13 protein-coding genes are annotated in these 16,843 nt (G+C 56.3%); all 13 read right to left on the bottom strand.

The window, feature by feature from the left end:
- Positions 1-265: 265 nt before the first annotated feature.
- Entirely contained in the window at positions 266-571 is a 306-nt protein-coding gene (locus tag WG938_RS10140) for a YggT family protein (RefSeq protein WP_339980129.1), read from the bottom strand.
- Between the two features lie 10 nt (positions 572-581).
- Positions 582-1,088: a cell division protein SepF gene (locus tag WG938_RS10135; protein ID WP_339980128.1), complete on the bottom strand. Its 507-nt coding sequence runs from the start codon at positions 1,086-1,088 to the stop codon at positions 582-584.
- A 145-nt stretch (positions 1,089-1,233) separates the two neighbouring features.
- Positions 1,234-1,959, bottom strand: a complete 726-nt coding sequence (gene pgeF, locus WG938_RS10130) for a peptidoglycan editing factor PgeF (protein WP_339980127.1) — start codon at positions 1,957-1,959, stop codon at positions 1,234-1,236.
- A 99-nt stretch (positions 1,960-2,058) separates the two neighbouring features.
- The gene (gene ftsZ / locus WG938_RS10125) at positions 2,059-3,480 is read right to left on the bottom strand and encodes a cell division protein FtsZ (RefSeq protein ID WP_339980126.1); all 1,422 of its coding nucleotides are present in this window, start codon (positions 3,478-3,480) and stop codon (positions 2,059-2,061) included.
- Positions 3,481-3,784: 304 nt separating this feature from the next.
- Positions 3,785-4,624, bottom strand: coding sequence for a cell division protein FtsQ/DivIB (locus WG938_RS10120; protein WP_339980125.1), 840 nt, complete (start codon positions 4,622-4,624; stop codon positions 3,785-3,787).
- Positions 4,617-6,107 carry a UDP-N-acetylmuramate--L-alanine ligase gene (murC, locus tag WG938_RS10115; protein WP_339980124.1) on the bottom strand — a complete coding sequence of 497 codons (1,491 nt, stop codon included), beginning with the start codon at positions 6,105-6,107 and terminating at the stop codon, positions 4,617-4,619. Before murC ends, WG938_RS10120 begins: the two co-directional genes overlap by 8 nt.
- A 66-nt stretch (positions 6,108-6,173) precedes the next feature.
- Positions 6,174-7,304, bottom strand: coding sequence for an undecaprenyldiphospho-muramoylpentapeptide beta-N-acetylglucosaminyltransferase (gene murG, locus WG938_RS10110; RefSeq protein ID WP_339980123.1), 1,131 nt, complete (start codon positions 7,302-7,304; stop codon positions 6,174-6,176).
- A complete protein-coding gene (gene ftsW, locus WG938_RS10105; protein WP_339980122.1) occupies positions 7,285-9,060 on the bottom strand; it encodes a putative lipid II flippase FtsW in 1,776 nt (591 codons plus the stop codon). The genes murG and ftsW overlap by 20 nt, the downstream gene beginning before the upstream one ends.
- 3 nt (positions 9,061-9,063) lie before the next feature.
- Positions 9,064-10,476: a UDP-N-acetylmuramoyl-L-alanine--D-glutamate ligase gene (gene murD / locus WG938_RS10100; protein WP_339980120.1), complete on the bottom strand. Its 1,413-nt coding sequence runs from the start codon at positions 10,474-10,476 to the stop codon at positions 9,064-9,066.
- Positions 10,473-11,579: a phospho-N-acetylmuramoyl-pentapeptide-transferase gene (mraY, locus tag WG938_RS10095; protein WP_339980119.1), complete on the bottom strand. Its 1,107-nt coding sequence runs from the start codon at positions 11,577-11,579 to the stop codon at positions 10,473-10,475. The genes murD and mraY overlap by 4 nt, the downstream gene beginning before the upstream one ends.
- On the bottom strand, positions 11,580-13,118 hold the full coding sequence (locus WG938_RS10090; protein WP_339980118.1) for a UDP-N-acetylmuramoyl-tripeptide--D-alanyl-D-alanine ligase: 1,539 nt from the start codon (positions 13,116-13,118) through the stop codon (positions 11,580-11,582).
- Positions 13,119-13,121: 3 nt separating this feature from the next.
- Positions 13,122-14,696, bottom strand: coding sequence for a UDP-N-acetylmuramoyl-L-alanyl-D-glutamate--2,6-diaminopimelate ligase (locus tag WG938_RS10085; protein WP_339980117.1), 1,575 nt, complete (start codon positions 14,694-14,696; stop codon positions 13,122-13,124).
- Between the two features lie 56 nt (positions 14,697-14,752).
- Positions 14,753-16,792 carry a peptidoglycan D,D-transpeptidase FtsI family protein gene (locus WG938_RS10080; RefSeq protein WP_339980116.1) on the bottom strand — a complete coding sequence of 680 codons (2,040 nt, stop codon included), beginning with the start codon at positions 16,790-16,792 and terminating at the stop codon, positions 14,753-14,755.
- Positions 16,793-16,843: the final 51 nt, after the last annotated feature.

Genomic DNA, 16,843 nt, shown 5'->3' with positions numbered 1-16,843 from the left:
AGAGTTCCCCTTCACTTCAAGTGGAGCGTTTTCAGCGATAATAGCTATTACCGAGTCCATGTTACCTATAACCTGTGAAAACTCTCAGGCTGACGTACAGATTGAACACCGGCGTTAGCTACGTTCAATCTACGTGAACGTCTGGGAACCCCTCAACCTTTGCATTACCCTGCGGGTTTAGAAAGCTGCGCCCAACAAAAAAGGGACCCCGACCACATTTGGTCAGGATCCCTTGCCGTCTATGCCCCCGGATTACCCCCGGCGCTTAGAAAGGTGCGCCTTGAAGTGCGACGCTCTGCAACACCATCTGAAGAATCATCAGAATGAAGAACAAAACGAGCACAGACATATCCACCGAAACACCACCCATTGGCAACGGCGGAATGAGCCGACGCAGCAATTTGACCGGCGGGTCAGTGATCACAAAAATGATCTCACCAATGCTAGAGAACAACCTGCCAGGTCGCCACGCTTTAGAAAAGGATTGAATCATTTCAATCACAATTCGCATCAGCAGCAGGTAGGTAAATACCTGCACGAGAATTAGTAGAACGCCAAGAATTAATTGCACGGTAGCTAGTTTAGACAGACATCCGGTCGCGCTCGATATCGGCTGGCGACACGCCTTCTGGCAGCAGAGAGATCACTGGGCCGTCAGCCTTAATGCGACCACGCAAAGCAAATGCCAAGCCTGCAGCGAAGTCCAGGTAACGCTTCTGCTGTGCTGGATCCAGCTCACTCAGATCGAAAGTGACAATATCGCCATCACGGAAGTGACGACCAATCTCTGGAGCATTGGAGTAACGATCCTGGAAGTCGCTCTTTGGCTCAACGAAAATGTGCTGTGGCTCAACTGGCGTGTCCATCGGACGCAGATCTACTGGGCGACGGGACTCGTAACGGCTTTCACGCTCTTCACGACGTGGCATGTCCTCACGATCACGCAGGTCACGATCGCTGCGGTACTCGTCAGCGTAGGTATCTACTTCACGACGATCGTAGTCATCGTATCCTTCAGCCTCGTAACGCTCGTTGTCACTTGGGGTCAGACCAAAGTAGTCAGATACCTTGCGCATCATGTTGGCCATGTTGACGTCCTTCTTTTCGTTGTAGGGCTTACGTGGGTGGTGTCATCTGATCGGCTCAATCAGTACTGCCACCCAACGTACCGTTTAGGTATGCCTTTCACGGTGCAGACACGCCCAGGACAGAATTTTCTCCGCCAGTTTCCTCTTAGCTGGTGAGCACAATAACCCCAGCTTGACGGCCAGTTTTTCCTTCACGGCGGTACGAGAAAAAGCTGTGGTCATCAATCGTGCACCGCGGGTCGGCATTAATGTTGCTAACCCCGATGCCGACGAGTTGATGAATGATCCCAGCACGGACATCAATACCGTGGCTTCCCTTTTTAGTCCGGGTGCGCGAACCGGGCAGGCGATTTTCTACATCGATCGCCATCGACTCGGGAACCTCGTAATGCGCTCCCGAAGCCGCTGGCCCCAGGAGACAATGAATATTGGCTGGCTTACTACCCAGCTCGATCATCTTCTCCACTGTCTTGCGGACGACTCCATTTCGCGCACCCATCCGCCCTGCATGGACAGCGGCAACAATGCCGGCATCGTCGTCGGAAAGCAGTACCGGAACGCAGTCCGCGACCAGAACCACCAACGCCAGCCCTGGGGTTGCGGTGATGAGAGCATCTGTGGTTTCCACGGGCTCGTTAACAGGGCCGTCGATCACAGTGACATTGTTCGAATGGACTTGCTCCATGTAGACGAAGTTTTCAGGCGCAATTCCCAACCCCTCTGCTAGACGACGCCGATTCTTAGCAACGTTTTCCGGATCGTCACCAACATGGTCGCCGAGGTTGAAGGAATCGAATGGGGCCGTCGAATAACCGCCGTGCCGGGTTGTAAAGATTTTGCGGTGCCGGCGATCATCAGAATGAGAGGTCATAGCTGAAATATACAGAAAAAGAGCCCACCGTCTCCCCTTCAGGAGCTGGCGGGCTCTTCAAGCAAGGTCGCAGCTAGGAATGCCTAGCGCCGCTGAAGCTTAGAAGCCCCACTGTGGCAGATCGCTGCTTGGGTCGTAGCCACCGCGACGGTCATCACGATCATCACGGCGGTCATCGCGACGATCGTCACGACGGTCATCACGGCGGTCGTCGTAACGGCGGTCGTCGCGAGAATCATCCATACGATGCGCACCGCGGTAGTTCTCGTCGCGGTCACGCAGGCCGTTATCGGTGAACAGGCCACCGGAACGGGAGCTTACGTTCGTGCGCGGGGTGAAACGATCCTGGTCGTAGCGGTCCTCGTTGCGGTCGCCACGTGGCTCGCGCTCACGCTCATCGCGGTAATCCGCTGGAGCTGGCTCATTGCGCTCTGGGCGTGCAGCTGGGCGTTCGGTGGAGCGAAGGTTGTCTCCACCAGGGATCTCGTTGCTAACTCGTGTCGGCTGCTCCTGTGGAGCGGACTGTGCTGGACGTGCAGTCTGCGCTGGCTTAGCTGGCTTCGCCTGGTCGCCGTGCAGGTCTTCGAAACCGGTCGCGATGACTGTGGCGCGAATTTCGTCGCCCAAGTTGTCGTCGATGATGGTACCGAAAATGATGTTCGCATCTGGGTCTGCGAGCTCTTCAACGATGGTTGCAGCTTCATTGACTTCGTGGATACCCAAGTCCGAGCCAGAAGCAAACGACAGCAGCACGCCACGAGCGCCGGACATGGTGTTTTCCAACAGTGGCGAGTTGATTGCCAACTCGACAGCTTCACGCGCACGGTTCTCACCGCGAGACGAGCCAATGCCCATCAGTGCCGAACCCGCATCAGCCATGACTGAGCGGACGTCTGCGAAGTCAAGGTTAATGACGCCTGGGGTGGTGATCAGGTTGGTTACACCCTGGACGCCGTTAAACAGCACCTCATCAGCAGCGCGGAAGGCTTCCATGATGCCAATGTTTGGGTCACCGATCTGCAGCAGGCGATCGTTAGGAATAACGATCAGCGTGTCACAAGCTTCCTTGAGAGCCTCGATACCCTCGAGTGCCTGCTTGGTGCGACGACGTCCCTCAAAGGAGAATGGGCGGGTAACAACGCCAACGGTCAGCGCGCCGGACTTCTTAGCGATATTCGCGACAACAGGAGCAGCGCCGGTACCGGTTCCACCACCCTCACCAGCAGTAACGAACACCATGTCCGCACCCTTGATGGTTTCCTCAATTTCATCCTTGTGATCTTCCGCAGAGGTACGGCCGACCTCTGGGTTAGCGCCAGCGCCAAGACCACGGGTTGCTTCACGACCGATATCAAGCTTGACGTCTGCGTCGGAGAACATCAAAGCCTGCGAGTCGGTATTGACGGCGATAAACTCGACGCCCTTTAGCCCCTCCTCGATCATTCGGTTGACGGCGTTGACACCGCCACCGCCGACTCCGACGACCTTAATTACGGCGAGGTAGTTATTCGGGGAGGTCATTGCGTTGTTCTCGCCCTTTCTTCATTGTTTACGATCCCTGCTTGCTGTTGCGTCCATCTTCGTTGATTCAACCCGAAAATGTCTGTCACTCACACTCCCGGCGTGTCGCTAGCCTCAAGTCAAACTTGAGGGCTAATCTCATCAATACGCTGCGATTTTCACATGAGTAACGCTGGCAACACGATTGCGGGCAAACAGCCACGGTTAGTCTGAATTACGACACCGAAAAATATTTCAAGAAAATCCTCCACAAACTTTTCGACGACTCCCGTTATCGCAAACGAGAGTCGTCGAAGTTTTTGTACTAGAGGCGAACCGTCGGTTCATGTGGATTCGAGACATTCCACTTCTGCTCTTCACGAGGCAGGAGTAGTTCCACAGCTCTACCCTTTTCCTTTGCCATATCCGATGAACCCAGGAAGAATTCTCGTCCGTCCTTCATTTGCAAAGTGACTTCAGCTGCACCGGGAGCTTCCACTCGTGCCAATTGCTCGCGAACAACCTGTGGCATCGCGTTGACAACGCCCAATACCGATTCCAGCACGCCTGGGTCGATTCCAACTTTTCCTGGCTCTGGTGCATCTACCTGAGGAGCTCCAGTCAACTCCACTGCGCCAACCGGCGCAGGTGCTGCAAAGTCGATCGTCGTAAATTCCACGCCGTTAGTATCGATGATGTGGGCGCCATCGGAAGCCCGAATCATCAGGGCTGGTGTGAACTCGGTGACTTTCACGGTGATCGCGGATGGCCACTTTCGTCCAACAGTCACAGCGTCAACCCACGGTTGCGAGGCGACATTGCGCGCAGCAGACACTGTATCTACGCGAGCTACTGGTGTCCCTTCAGAGATCCCCGAGGCAATACGAATTTCTTCAGCATTGCCATTGACGACACCTTCCACGTTGATCTGCTTCACTGTCGCAACCGGTGTGAACCACAGCACGGCCCATACAGCCGCGATGATCACGATGAGTGCAACGACAGCGGCTCCGATCGCCCGTACGCGGCTACCACCACGAGTGCCAGATCGCTTTACTCGCTTGGCGCTGCGAGCACGCGACGAAGTGTCATCTGCATCGTCTGCTGCAGTGTCATCGGTTGCTGGATCCAACAGCTGCTCATCGTTATCAGTGGGATCAGACACCAGCGTTGTCCTCCTTCACGGATCCAAGCTCAGCGAGGATCTCGTCGGCAAGCATTGTGACGCTACCAGCACCGATGGTGAGAATGACATCCCGACTTGCGGCAATCTCCGCTACCCGCTCCGGTGCGGATGCGAAGTGTGGCTCGAAAATAGCCGGTACGGTGACATCCTTGGCGATTAGGTTGCCGTCAACACCTGGGATTGGCTGTTCACGTGCGCCAAAAACATCCAGCACAATGACCTTGTCTGCCAACGACAGTGCCTCAGCGAATTCCTGGGAGAAATTCTGGGTACGCGAGTACAAGTGTGGCTGGAAAACTGCGATGACGTTGCCGGCCTTCGCATCGTCCACAATCTCACGGGCCGCACCCAGCACAGCACGCACCTCAGTTGGATGGTGTGCGTAATCGTCATATACACGAGCGCCTTCGAACTGACCGCTTGCCACTGCGCCGTGGTAATCGAAGCGACGACGAACACCCGTGAACTCACCCAAGCCACGAGCCATGCGCGCCAAATCGGCATCGACGCAGTTACCGGCAACCAACGCGGCAAGAGCATTGAGCGCCATATGTCGGCCAGGCTGCTGCAATTCAAAGGACACTGGAGTGTCCATCACGGTTGCTTCAATCTTTGCGCCACCTCCGATAGACGTCCAGCCATGCAATTCCGCGCCTACTGGCAAGGAAGAATGCGCCTTGAGAGCTTCCGGGCCACCGTAGGCCAGCACATTGAGCCCCTCGGCAACCGCACGCTCACCCAACGCGGCAGCGTGCTCGTCTTCAGCGCAAACGACCAATGTGCCACCGTCGACAAGACGCTTAGCGAACTCATCGAAAACTTGGAAGTACTTCTCTTCAGTTCCGAAGAAGTCGAGGTGGTCTGGCTCAATATTCGTGACGACGGCGACCTGAGGCGCATACGTCAACAGAGAGGCATCGGATTCGTCGGCTTCTGCAACGAACACGTCGCCGGTGCCCTGATGCGCGTTGACGCCGGCCTTCGACATCAGACCACCCACTGCGAATGAAGGATCGATGCCCGCTGCCTGCAATGCAGCAACAGTCATAGAGGTGGTGGATGTCTTTCCGTGGGTACCGGCAATCAGCAACGCACGGTTGTCACGCATCAGCATTGCGAGTACGTCGGAGCGCTTGAGCACTGGAATCCCCAGTTCCTTGGCACGAGCCAACTCCGGGTTATCCTGCGGAATCGCAGCAAAGGACACAACAATTGCGTCCGGCAACGAACCGCTGATCTCCAAATTATCGACAGCGTGGCCGATCTCAATCGATGCACCCATAGCGCGGAGTCCGATGACTGCGCGTGATTCCTTCATATCGGAACCAGACACCCGGACTCCACGAGCGAGAAGAATTCGAGCAACACCCGACATACCCGCGCCACCAATACCAATCATGTGAACGCTTGCCGGCAACGGTTCCGTCACTGGCTGGAATGCGTCAAAATTCAGGTCAGACATGTGTGTGAAATCCCTTTTATGTGGTGAGTCGAAATGATGTCGAAATAGTTGTGAAAGTTCGTGATGTTACTTGCACGCCGCGCTGAGGACACGAGCAGCGATAACCTCAGCTGCCGAGCTGTGCCCGTGAGCTTTTGTTGCGGCAGCCATGCCATTGAGACGATCTTCGTCGCGAAGCAAAGGAATAACAGTGTCCTTAACCGTTGCCGGAGTCAGCGTCGCATCTGCGATGAGCAAACCGCCGCCAGCTTCGACAATGTCAGTGGCATTCAGTGCTTGCTCACCATTGCCGTGAGGCAAAGGAACATACACCGCTGGCAATCCCACTGCGGAAATCTCCGCGACGCTCATGGCACCGGAGCGACACAAAATCAGGTCAGCTGCTGAGTACGCGAGATCCATCCGGTCGATGTACGGCACCGCAACATATGGGGCTTTCTCGTTTGTGGATTCGACCTCAACTGAGTTCTTTTTGCCGTATGCGTGCAAAACGGAAATGCCGGCTTCGGCAAGTGCAGCAGCTGCACCCGTCAGTGCCTTGTTAATCGACTGCGCGCCCTGCGAACCGCCGGTAACAAACAAAACCAAGCCATCCTGAGGCAAGCCAAAGAACTCGCGAGCCTCAGCGCGTAGAGCTTCCCTGTCCAGGTTTGCTAGCGCTGCGCGAACTGGAATGCCGACGACCTCTGCATCCAAACCGGAACCCGAAACCGCAGCCAAGCCCTCACCGCCTAAACGCACACCCAGCTTGTTTGCCATGCCGGCACGTGCATTTGCCTCATGAACAAGGAACGGAATCTTTCGTCCCTTCCTGCACGCCAAGTACGCAGGCGCTGATACGTAGCCACCAAAGCCAATGACAGCATCTGCCTGTACTTCGTCCAGTACCTTCCGGGTCTGGCGCACTGAATCAGCTACCCGGAACGGCAGCTTCAACAAGTCCACATTCGGCTTGCGTGGAACCGGCACAGGGGGAATCAACTTCAACTCATACCCGCGAGCCGGTACCAACGTCGATTCCAAACCACGGGACGTGCCAAGTGCCGTCACCGTTGCTTCGGGACAGAGTTCGCGAATCGCATCGGCAACAGCCAAGGCAGGTTCAATATGACCCGCGGTACCTCCACCAGCAACAACGATGGATGGTGCCGAGCCATCCGCCTTGGTGTAGACGGCCTTATCGTTGCCTGTAGTCACGGTTCTCTCTCCTCATTGAGCTAGTTCGTTGGTCTCTCACCGGACGACGTTCGCCAATCGGCCGCACCGACCGACCATCACGTTGCTTCTGACGGTACATATCTCCGCCACGAGCGCGCGTGTTGCTCTCAAACATCGGGGCGTCACGTCGATCAACGCCACGACGATCTACGTTACGACGATTCTCATCACGCCGATCTCGTCGTTGGCGGCGTTCCACCCGCTCCGTTCTGGATTGTCGATTCAGGTTCGCCCGATTCGAGTGTCCGCCAGAGCCAGAGCTGCGACGTGGGCCCGTGGGGTCGTCGTCACGTTCTTGCACGCCCGCCACCGAAACCGGGGCGCCGAAGCGCTGGGTCTCGCGGTGAGTGCGAACTGGCCGTGGATCGCGTGCGGACGGGTCGTAGGCAATCGGCTCTGGGATTCCAAGTAGGCGATCGATAGCTGGACGCCCGGATGTTTGCATTGCAGAAATGGCCTCAGGCTCGTGACGTGCACACGTCAAAAGCAGGCCCATCGACGCGAGGGTGACGAAAGCCGACGTACCGCCTGCGGAAATCAGCGGTAGCTGCAAGCCAGTGACGGGAAGTACGCCAACGACATAACCGATATTGATGAACGCCTGTACCACCGTAGCAGCGGTAACAGTCGCCGCCATCAAACGAAGAAATGGGTCCACCTGCTTCGCTGAAATACGAAGTCCAACCCAGCCGAGAGCGGCGTACAACAGAATGACAATTCCGGCGCCGATGAAGCCCAGTTCTTCACCAATGATGGCGAAGATGAAGTCGTTGTTGGCTTCAGGCAGGTAGAACCATTTTGCATTCGACTGGCCGAGGCCAACGCCCGTCATAGAGCCATCAGCCAGAGACAGGAAGCCTTGGTAAGACTGGTACGCGTCGCCACGCACGTCATTGAAGTTCCCCAGCAGCGAATCGAAGTAGACACGGAAACGCGCAGAACGGAAGCTCTCCAAGACAGAGAACACCACCATCAACACGACGCCGGATACACCGATGGCAGCAACAATCCAGCGAGGCAAACCAGCAAACCACGCTAGAGCGAGCACGACGAAAGACATCGAACCCACCATGCCGAGGTCGCGCTGCAGCAACACCAACATCAAAATTACGGCAGAAACGACACCAAAGACGCCGAACAATTCCTTCGTTGTCGTTGCAGTTCGAGTGCGATCAGCCAGGATCTTGGAGCCCCACATAGCCATAGCGATCTTCGCGATCTCCGATGGCTGTACTGACATGCCACCGATGTTCAGCCACGACTGCGCACCCGTTTCTTCCATACCGACACCGATGCCGGGAATGATGACGAGGATAAGCAAGACAAGTGACCCCAAAAGCGCAACGATCGAAAACCGCCGAATGATTTCCACGCGCATTCTCACGACAAACCACATGGCCACCAAACCGAAAATGACCATGCCAGTCTGGCGGATAAACACGCTCCAGACGTTGCCGGATTCGGTACCAGCCTTTGCCATTGATGCAGATAGCACCATGACGAGACCAATACCGGTGAGAAGACCGACGATAATCAGCAGCAAGTTGTAGTCCGACAGTGGCCGTGACTTCCAATCCTCGATTGCATCACGCCACACCATGCGACCACCGCCTCGGCTGGAAGGGCCCGCTGACTTTACTGGCCGTTCTGCCTTCGCAGCCGTTGCACGCGATGAAGAGGCGCCGGCCGGTCGGGACGGGCGCTTCGAACCTGAAGTGTGAGTGCGATCTGTCACTGCTTACGTCTCTCGTGCGTATTGGGCAAACATGTCTCCTCGCTGAGCCATACCTGTGTACATGTCCAGGCTGGCTGCAGCGGGTGCGAGTAGTACGACATCACCGGAATGTGCTGCCGCAGCTGCCGCCGCGCAGGATTGCTGCATAGCGACCGCCGGGTCTTTCTCTGAAATTAACGTCACTGGGATTGCAGCATCAATCGCCTTTACCGCATCGGCGATGATCTGAGCATCCACACCTAACGCCACGACGGCACGGAACCTGTGGGCGTGCTTTTCGACGAGCTCCCCCACATCAGCACCCTTCAACTGACCACCCGCGACCCAAACCACAGAGTCATGTCCAGAAAGCGCGGCATTGGCGGCATGAGGGTTCGTAGCCTTGGAGTCGTCAATCCACGACACTCCACGAGCGTTATGAACTTCTTGGCCACGATGCGCATTGACTGTGAAGACCGCCAGTGCTGCTGCAATATCAGATGCCGGAACGCCGATTGCTCGAGCTAGCGATGTCGCCGCAAGCGCATCCAACACGCCTGCTCGCCCCGGAGGAGAAATCCCGTCGATCGGAGCGATCTTTTCCCCGTCAGAAAAAGCCCTGTCAACGATGTAACCGTCAACGACACCAATATCGCCCGCTGCTGGTTCCCTTTCGGTAAACCCGACCACTGTTGCCCCAAGCTCACCGCTGGCCCGCAGGCGAGCGACATGCTTTACGACGTCGTCGTCATCTGCACCGTATACAGCAATCGAACCTGTCAAGGCTCGCGCCTTGTCCTCAGCGTAGTTTTGATAGGAGCCGTGCCAATCAATATGGTCTTCTGCCAGGTTAAGCAGCACCCCTGCATCAGGCTTGAGATTCGGTGCCCAATGCAACTGGAAGCTCGACAGCTCGGCTGCGAGAACCTCGATCCGCTCTGGTGCGCTCAGCGCGTCGTGAAGAGCGACTCCGATGTTTCCGACTGCGGATCCCCGATCACCAATCATGGCAGCCAGCATGGCAGTGGTCGTCGTTTTGCCATTTGTACCGGTAACCACGAGCCAGGTACGAGGCTCTCCCCAAACCCCCGAACGATCACCAGCGTAGGCGATGGCAACATCACCGACGACGGGCACTCCAGCAGCTGCGGCTGCAGCAAACAATGGAGCCGATGGTGGCCATCCAGGAGACGTAACAACTGCTGCGGCATCTGCAAGCAGCTCCTGGGCAGTATTCGTGTCAGACCACTGAATCCCATGCGCGGTTGCCAGCTCCGTGCCTCGCTGTTCGGAATCATCAACGAGATAAATCTCCGGGCAACCAAGGTCAGCCAGCATCTTCACAGCACCTGCACCAGACACTCCCGCGCCCGCAACCAGGACCCGGCCGGATCGAACCAGAGCCGTCAGATCTGCATGGTCAGTGGAATGTGTCATTGCAAAACGCCTACCTGTAGGAGCCAATCACTGTAGAAGATGGCCGAACCCAAAATGTTGAAGATTGCAGCAAGGAGCCAAAAGCGAATGACGACGGTCGTTTCAGCCCACCCACCGTTTTCAAAGTGGTGGTGAATTGGAGCCATACGGAAGACTCGCTTGCCCGTGGTCTGGAAGACCGCAATCTGAATAGCAACCGAGGCAACTTCCATGACGAACAGGAAGCCGATGATCACCATCAGCAGCTCGGTCTTCGTGACGAACGACAATGCTGCAACGAGTCCACCTAGCGCGAGCGAACCAGTATCGCCCATGAAGATCTTTGCTGGTGCTGCATTCCACCAGAGGAAGCCGAGGCATGCACCAAGGCCTGCAACGGCGATAACCGACACATCTAGAGGATCACGAACGTCGTAGCAACCAGGGCCCACCGATGTCTCACAAGAATTGCGGAACTGCCAGAACGTAATCATGGTGTACGTTCCCATCAGCAAAGCGGTGGCACCGGCAGCCAAGCCGTCCAGGCCGTCGGTGAGGTTCACAGCATTCGTCCACGCTGCAATCACGATGTAGACGAAAACCAAGAACACGATCATCCCGAGCCATACCGGACCTGGCGCTAAATTCCACGGTGCAATATCGCGGATGAATGACAACTGAGTCGAACCTGGAGTCAAGCCGTTCGCGTCCGGGAACTGCAGCAGCAATACACCGAAGATCAATGCCGCTGCGAGCTGACCTACCAACTTCGCAGTTTTGTTCAGGCCTAGGTTGCGACCTTTGTATAGCTTGATGAAGTCATCAGCGAATCCCAACGCACCCATCGACAGCGTCAGGAACATGACAAGCAAGCCGGATGCCGTTGGACCTGCTCCGGTCTGGATAAAGCTAATGACACTGGAAATCGCGTAGCCAGCGACGATACCGGCGATAATCGCGATTCCGCCCATCGTGGGCGTACCGCGCTTCTTCAAGTGGCTCTTGGGGCCGTCTTCACGGATTTCCTGACCGATGCCCTCAGCGGAGAACTTACGAATAAGTACGGGGGTCAGAAAAACCGACACAATGAATGCGATTGCCCCGCTGACAATGAGTTGAGTCACTTAATTCGCCTCTTTATCTGAGAGATTCTGTCCAACGTGTTCATCCGCAAGTAGCGCATCTGCCACTCGCCACAGGCCATCTGCATACGATGCCTTCACTAAGACGACATCATCACTCGAAATACTTTCCGAAACAGCGTTCGCTGCTTCGTCGGTATTTGCGACCCGTACAGTATTTAACCCCAACTGACGTGCTTTCTCTGCCAAGGCACACACGTTGGCGCTGGTTCCCACGGCAACCAGCACTTTGACGCCTTGTTCCGCGAGATTCTCGGCGAGTTTCTCATGCTCTTGCGTTGCACTGTCGCCCAGCTCCCCCATCTGTCCAAGCACTGCCCACGAACGAACGTCGTCACGCGCATTGGCACACCGAACTAACGCGTCAATTCCTGCTCGCATTGAATCAGGATTCGCGTTGTACGAATCGTTGATGACAGTCACCCCGTCAGCGCGGGTTTGCACGTCCATCCGGCGCTCCGATGCAGCGACATGGCTACTCAGGGCATCTGCGACCTGCTTTGTTGGAAGTCCGGCTTCTACGCCAACAGCCGCAGCAGCCAAGGCATTCGACACCTGATGAGCACCCGAGACCTGCAGCACTACCGGATGTTCCTCCCGGTTCGGGAACACCAGAGTGAACCGGGCACGGGCGAGTTCATCAAGCTCGATGTCCTTCGCCACATAATCGGCGCTGTCGGCCTTGGTAGGGTCCGTCGAGAAGTACACCACCTTTGCGGTGGTACGAGGTGCCATTCCGGCGACGTAGTCGTCGTCAGCATTCAGAATTGCCACACCACCGTCTTCCGCAGCAGGAAGCGATTCGACGAGTTCTCCCTTGGCCTGCGCGATGACGTCGCGGGAACCGAACTCGCCCAGGTGCGCGGTACCAACATTCAGCACAGCGCCAAACTTCGGCGGAGCAACCTCAGCCAAATGCGCAATGTGGCCGACACCGCGAGCACTCATTTCAGCGACGAGATACTTCGTATCTTCGGTGCAGGTCATCACCGTATAAGGGTGACCAATTTCGTTGTTAAACGATCCCTTCGGTGCAACCGTTTCACCTGCGGTACGCAGGACGGTCGCCATCATGTCCTTCGTCGAGGTCTTACCTGCCGACCCCGTTACTCCAACTACCGTCAAGTTCTCACCCGGAAGACCAGACTGCTCGCGATCCGCCAGTGCATCCACCGTATGTCGCGCCAACTTACCCAGCGCCTCCAGCACAGCCGCACCTGATCCATCCGGATCATGCGCAAACGCATCAGCATTGGAGTCTTGTTTACCCAACGGCTTTACGACGATCGCCCCTGCAGCAACCGGCCGTGCGGCCAACGAACACGCTGCTCCTGCTTCAGCGGCAGTCTGAGCGAAATCATGGCCGTCCACTCGAGCACCGGGAAGGCATAAGAATACAGAGCCGGGGGTTACTTTCCGAGAGTCAAACTCCACTGGACCAGTAACTGGGGTCGCAGCGTCAAGATTCGACAATTGCCCGCCAACGATGGTGGCAATCTCACCTGCAGTAGTTGGAATCATGATCTAGTCCACTCTCTTCTTTCGCTCCAGCGACTTAGCAACCTCTTCGCGGTCATCAAACGGATGCATCACGCCGTTGATTTCTTGACCCGTCTCGTGTCCCTTTCCAGCTACGACGACTGCGTCGCCGGTCGTCGCCAAGTTGATCGCCGCGGAAATGGCTTCGGCGCGATCGCCGATGACCTCGACTGGGACATCGCGACCTGCATCCTTTTCGATCTTCTGCTGGTCGTAGGCGCCACTTGCGACAGCCTCGCGGATCAGGGCAGGTTCTTCGCTACGCGGATTGTCGTCGGTGACGAACACTGCATCAGCAACCTTGACAGCCTCTGCTCCCATGAGTGGGCGCTTCGTAGCATCCCGGTCGCCACCTGCACCAACAACCGCAATGACTTTGCCGCTGGTCTGTGCACGAAGGGTACGTAATACTTCGCCAACTGCAGCAGGCTTGTGTGCATAGTCAACAACGGCCAAGAAGTCTTGCCCCTTGTCAATTCGCTGCATTCGGCCCGGCACCGCGACCTTTGCCAAACCGCGCTGTGCGGCGTCGTTAGCCATTCCGACTGCTGCCAACGCGCCCCACGCGACGGTTGCGTTTGCAACGTTGAACTCACCTGGCAGTGGTACGTCGAGAGTCACCTGCTCAGCTCCGACGAGCGTTACCTGCTGCATGCCGTTCGGTGCCACCGTGACGTCTTGGGCTTTCCAGGCAAGCTCGCTGCCTGCTGGCAGCGCGTCGTTGGTCCGTGCGTCGTCCAGCTGCATGCGGTGTGTGGCCACTTTGTCCACGGTGACAGCGCTATCTTCGCCCGCAATCTCTGCCATCTGACGCCCCCATGCATCATCCACGCAAACAACTGCATGGCGCGCATGTACTGGGGAGTCCCCGTGGAACAGCAATGCCTTCGCTTCGAAGTACTCTTCCAGCGTGTGGTGGAAATCCAAGTGATCCTGCGACAAGTTCAGGAAGCAACCTACATCGAAAGTCACGCCTGCTACGCGACCGAGTGACAGGGCGTGCGACGACACTTCCATCACAACATGGGTCACGCCTTCGTCGACCATTTCAGAAAACAACCGCTGCAACGAGGGTGCTTCCGGAGTCGTCAAGCTACTTGGCACGGTTCGCTGATTAATCCGGGTGCCGGTGGTACCAATAATGCCGGTCGCGCATCCCGCTTCAAGCAGCGCGGATTCCAGCATGTACGTTGTCGTCGTCTTGCCGGACGTACCAGTCACACCAATGATTGTCAGCTTGTCGACGGGACGGCCATAGATCTCCGCCGCAACGGAACCCATTACCGCGCGCACATCGTCGACGACGATGACTGGCCGCTTTTCTCCTGCTTCGTTCAGGAGTGCCAGCCCTGCCTCATCGGTGAGTACTGCAGCTGCTGCGGATTGATTGGCATACGTTGCCCCGTGGGTACGAGTTCCTGGTACTGCAGCAAACAATCCACCTTCAGGAGTCGCTGCTGCATTCAGATCCATACCTACGAGTGCAGTATCCGCACTATCCGCACCGTTATGAACAGTGCCTCCTGAGAGCGCGACCACGTCTCCGATGGTGACGGCCATGACTGGTCCTCCTTGTCGATGTGTCTTTGTAAGACTGTCTTTTTCTTGACGATTCATTAGGGCTGCAACACTAGCGTTTGTTCTGGCTGTGCAGACGGAGGCACGTTGTAACGATTCAGCGCCCACGCAGCAATGTCACGGAACAATGGTGCAGCCGACTGCCCGCCCTCACCGTGTACTCCCCGAACGGGTTCATCGAGCATGATGCCGATGACGAACCGAGGATCATCCGCCGGAGCAATACCAGCAAAGGTGATGAAGTACTGAGAGTTCGAGTATGCGCCCGTTTCCTCGTCAACCTTCTGTGCCGTACCGGTCTTGCCGGATAGTCGGTAGCCTTCGATATCGTTTCCAGCCGCAGTACCCATCTGCACGCCGGTTTCATCCGATTGCATAGTGGACTGGAACATGTCACGGACAGTGCGAGCAGTTTCTGGGCTAACAACGCGTACCCGCTCGGGCGGATTCTGCTTCGTGACAGTGCCGTCCGACGTTGTCTCCTTGCGAATGACACGAGGCTGGATACGCTCACCATCATTTGCAATAGCCTGGTAAACCCCGGTCATCTGAAGCAAGGTCATTGCCATGCCTTGCCCGATTGGCAGGTTAGCGAACGTACCCCCGGACCATTGCGGACGCTGTGGCACTAGACCTGCGGATTCACCAGGAAGTTCAACCCCTGTTGATTGACCAAGACCAAACAGGTGCAACACCTCGGCGAAACGGTCCTGTCCAAGTCGCTCGGCCAACATCAGCGTGCCAACATTTGACGATTTACCAAAGACACCAGTGGTAGTGAAGGCTTCCGTGTCGTGTTCCCACGCATCGCGCACAGTCACGCCAGACATTTCGATCGATCCTGGAACTTGCAGGACCTCATCGGGAGTTGTCTTCCCATCTTCGATTGCTGCCGCTGCTGTAATGATCTTCGCAACCGAACCCGGCTCGAACGGATCCGACACTGGGGAGTTGTTCATATTGCGACCTGCATCAACTTCTGCACCGATGTCGCGGTTCGGATTTGCCGTACCCGACTGCGCCATCGACAAAATCTCGCCAGACTTTGCATCCAGAACGACGGCAGATGCAGACTTCGCACCGGACTTCTCTACAGCCTGTTCCAACTGCTGCTGAACGTAGTACTGCATGTCGACATCGATGGTCAGCTCATAGTTCGTCCCATCAATAGGCGCATTGACATCACGGGTCGAACCCGGAATGGCGATTCCATTTGCAGCGACATCAATGGTTTTTCCACCATTGACACCCTGCAGCGTGGAATCCCGCGATGCTTCGAAACCGAACTGACCAACACCATCCATGCCGATCTTGCCAATCAAATTCGCTGCTGCCGCACCATTTGGATACTGACGAATATCTTGGCGTTCTGCCACCAGCTCCGGGAACTTCTTCGTAACTTCCGCGGCCTTGTCTGGATCCACATTTCGGACCAACACCTCGTACGAGCTGTTTTCGTTTCTCAGCTTCGCAAGGATTTCCTTAGCACTGATCGATTCCTGAACATTCTGAATTCCTTCTTCCTGTTCAGGCTGTGAAGCTTGTCGACGACGAGAGCTCTTTTCCTCTTCGTCATCTTTATTCTTTACGCCGAGCATTTCTGGAAGCTCAGCAGCGATCTGCTTCAGACGCTCGTCATACGGATCAGTCTGATCAGGATATAGCCGATGACGCTCGTCGATGAATGCACGTAGCGTGCCTGGATGCACCGTCAAGCTTCGCGCTTCCATCGTGAATGCGAGCTGAGCCCCATTACGGTCCGTGATAGCTCCACGACGAGCCGGATCAACGATTTCAACGCTTCGTTGACTCTGCGCCTGTGCGGCCAGATCCGGCCCCACTATGAGCTGTACCCAAGCCAGACGCGCGACCAAGGTAATAACAACCAGAAGACCAATCAATTGCAGCCAGTTGCGGCGCTGCACAAAGTCCTTGTGCGATGTCCGAAGACGCTCACCTGTGGCGAACTCGCGGTTTCGCGGTGGCTTCTGTCGCTGTTCGGTACGCATGTTGATTCGATGATTGCGTTGTTCACGGTCATACCCCGAATCGCGGTAATCATTCGAAGAACGAATCATGCCAGGCGCCTTCTTAATGGACTAGGAATCAGAAAATGCAAAATCACAAAC

The sequence above is a fragment of the Corynebacterium sp. H113 genome, assembly GCF_037572315.1.
GTDB lineage: Bacteria > Actinomycetota > Actinomycetes > Mycobacteriales > Mycobacteriaceae > Corynebacterium.
Note: the sequence above shows the minus strand (reverse complement) of the source record. Positions and strands in the feature narration are given on the sequence as shown.

Bases quoted from the DNA above. Each gene is read 5' to 3' on its own strand.
- murC (WP_339980124.1), bottom strand. From the start codon at position 6,107: ATGTCTGACCTGAATTTTGACGCATTCCAGCCAGTGACGGAACCGTTG.
- pgeF (WP_339980127.1), bottom strand. From the start codon at position 1,959: ATGACCTCTCATTCTGATGATCGCCGGCACCGCAAAATCTTTACAACC.
- ftsZ (WP_339980126.1), bottom strand. From the start codon at position 3,480: ATGACCTCCCCGAATAACTACCTCGCCGTAATTAAGGTCGTCGGAGTC.
- WG938_RS10090 (WP_339980118.1), bottom strand. From the start codon at position 13,118: ATGATTCCAACTACTGCAGGTGAGATTGCCACCATCGTTGGCGGGCAA.
- WG938_RS10080 (WP_339980116.1), bottom strand. From the start codon at position 16,792: ATGATTCGTTCTTCGAATGATTACCGCGATTCGGGGTATGACCGTGAA.
- WG938_RS10085 (WP_339980117.1), bottom strand. From the start codon at position 14,696: ATGGCCGTCACCATCGGAGACGTGGTCGCGCTCTCAGGAGGCACTGTT.
- murD (WP_339980120.1), bottom strand. From the start codon at position 10,476: ATGACACATTCCACTGACCATGCAGATCTGACGGCTCTGGTTCGATCC.
- WG938_RS10135 (WP_339980128.1), bottom strand. From the start codon at position 1,088: ATGGCCAACATGATGCGCAAGGTATCTGACTACTTTGGTCTGACCCCA.